Source organism: Mixta sp. (assembly GCF_024610815.1).
GTDB lineage: Bacteria > Pseudomonadota > Gammaproteobacteria > Enterobacterales > Enterobacteriaceae > Mixta > Mixta calida.
The window spans coordinates 1-2,353 of record NZ_JANION010000062.1 but is presented as its reverse complement, the minus strand read 5'-3'; the positions used below and the strand labels follow the sequence as shown (position 1 = coordinate 2,353).

Sequence of the window (2,353 nt, the reverse complement as noted above, 5' to 3'; positions counted from 1 at the left end):
GTTTATAACAGCATGAGTATGCCTGCTGCTTATCATGCTCCTGAAGTTGAATATAAAGCTGTGAGAGAAAACGCGTTGCTGGTTGACTATTCGCATATGGCTATAGTTAGCGTAACTGGCGAGGATGCCTGGGCGCTTGTTAACCAGATGGCCTCTGCCGATGTTTCCGCCATCCGCGATGAACAGGGAATATATTCTCTGATCCTTAATGACGACGGGACTATCCGTGGCGATGCTTACTTTCTTTGCACGGATGAGGGATATTATATTCTTTCCGAAGATCTGACCGCTGACGAGATTATAACTAGTCTCAATACGATTCTGGAAAATGCTGAGGAGTTAGATATTCAGGAGCGGCCTGAAATCAGCGCTCTGAATGAGGCCGATTGGGGCGCTATATTACTGGAAGGACCCTATTCCTGGGAGGTGCTGGCGGAAATTTACGGATTCGATATTATCGGTCTGCCTTACCATGAATTTATGCCCACGGATGATGGTTTGAACGTTTTCCGCTGCGGTAAGCATGGCGAGTTCGCCTACTTGATGCTTGGCGAGCAGAGGGCGCTGGCTGAACTCTGGATGCGCTTACTGGAAGTAGGAGAGAAGTACCTGCTTAAAACCGGCGGCCTTGAGTATCAAAAGATAGTGCGAATTGAAAATCCCGTGTGGGACGCATCAATTTATGCAGCCTGTTCGTATAATCCGGTTGAGCTTCAGTTGCAGTGGGCTGTTCAGTACGATAAAGAAAATTTTACCGGAAAAACGGCTGTCGAAACCCTTTCCCGCAACGGTGCGGAACGTAAATTAACCGGTATTATTCCCGTCACAACGTGCGAAAGTATCCAGGCTGGGGACAATGTGCTGGTCGGCGAAGAGGTTGTCGGTTCGGTCATTACCAGCATATTTTCGCCCGCGCGCCGCTCTGTTATCGCACTGGCTATGATTGATAAAGATTATGCCTATTCAGATATCGCCGGTTTTACCCTCAGTACCGCGCATGGCGACGTTGCTGCAATGACGCAGGGGTTACCGTTCCTTTATAATTTTAGTATGTTGGTTAATCCGGCTGAACACAGCTTTATCGACCCGGCAAAATTGCGCAGCGCGCTGTAGTTTTATTTCAGCGAAAAATTAAATAATGCGGGTCTGAAAAAAATGAGTAAAAAAGTGTTATCTCAGACCCGTTTTTTTCATGATGGCGAATATTCACAGGCAAGAATAGCGCTGTCAATATCAGGGATAGATTATGAAAATAACCAGGAAAAGAGTTGTTATTACCGGTATGGGGATCTTGTCATCGCTGGCTGATAATATTGTTGATTTCAGAGAGGCGCTATTCAATAAACAGTGCGGTATTAGCGACAGCAAACGGTTTGCCGCATGGTTTGATAACGCGCGCGCTGCTGAAGTAGCGCAGCAGCTTGATTACTCCGAACTTTCGGACGATCTCGTTAAGTCACTCGATAATGCTGCGCTCTGGGCATATAAAGTCGGTAAGGATGCACTGACTCAGGCCGGACTGGTTAATAATAAAGCGTGTCTTAACGAAACCGGGCTGATTATCGGGGTTTCCTCTGCCGGTACCGAGGCTTTTCTGCCGCTATTTGAGCAGCGCATTCAGGATTTCTCTCTCAAAAAAGCGGTCTGTTCCGGTGGGTTTGCCTCCTGCTGTTCCAGCGTCTCTACCTTGTTGGGCTTGCAAGGCGGAATGGAGCTGGTTGCAACCGCCTGCACTGCCAGTCCGAACGCCATCGGCATCGCCTATGACTACATCCAGAACGGCAAAGGGAAAACTATGCTGGCGGTGGGAACCGAGCCGATTTATCTGCCTACGTTCGCCGGTTTTTATGTTCTGAACGTCATGCATTCCGATGCCTGCACCCCTTTTTCCGGCACGCCGGGCATGTCAATAGGAGAAGGGGCGGGAGCGCTGGTTCTTGAAGAGTATGAACATGCCGTGGCGCGCGGCGCCACCATCTATGGTGAGATTCTTTCCTATGCTACCTCTTGTGACGCCTATCATGAAACCGGGCCAGATCCGCGCGCTGGCGGTGCAACCCAGGTGATGTTGAAAGCCATGGAGAATGCAGGCATCACGCCCGACTGCGTTGACTATGTAAATGTGCATGGCACCGGAACGGAAGCGAACGACAGAATCGAAACGATGGCGATGAAAAAGGTTTTCCCCCATGCGGCGGACCTGCCGGTAAGCTCGACCAAATCTTATTTTGGCCACAATATCGGCGCGGCAGGTATTGTGGAATTAATTGCCTGTCTGGTGACGCTGCCGCAGAAAAAGGTTCTGCCGACGCTGAATTTTACTCTGCCACGTCCTAACTGCGATCTCGATTAT

At 49.5% G+C, this 2,353-nt stretch carries 2 protein-coding genes; both read left to right on the top strand.

What is annotated here, in order from left to right; all coding sequences use genetic code 11:
- On the top strand, positions 1 to 1,113 hold a 1,113-nt coding region (locus MYY08_RS03770; RefSeq protein ID WP_288013274.1), incomplete at its 5' end, for a glycine cleavage T C-terminal barrel domain-containing protein.
- 133 nt (positions 1,114 to 1,246) lie between these two features.
- Positions 1,247 to 2,353: beta-ketoacyl-[acyl-carrier-protein] synthase family protein (locus tag MYY08_RS03765; RefSeq protein WP_288013271.1), on the top strand; the 1,107-nt coding region annotated here is incomplete at its 3' end.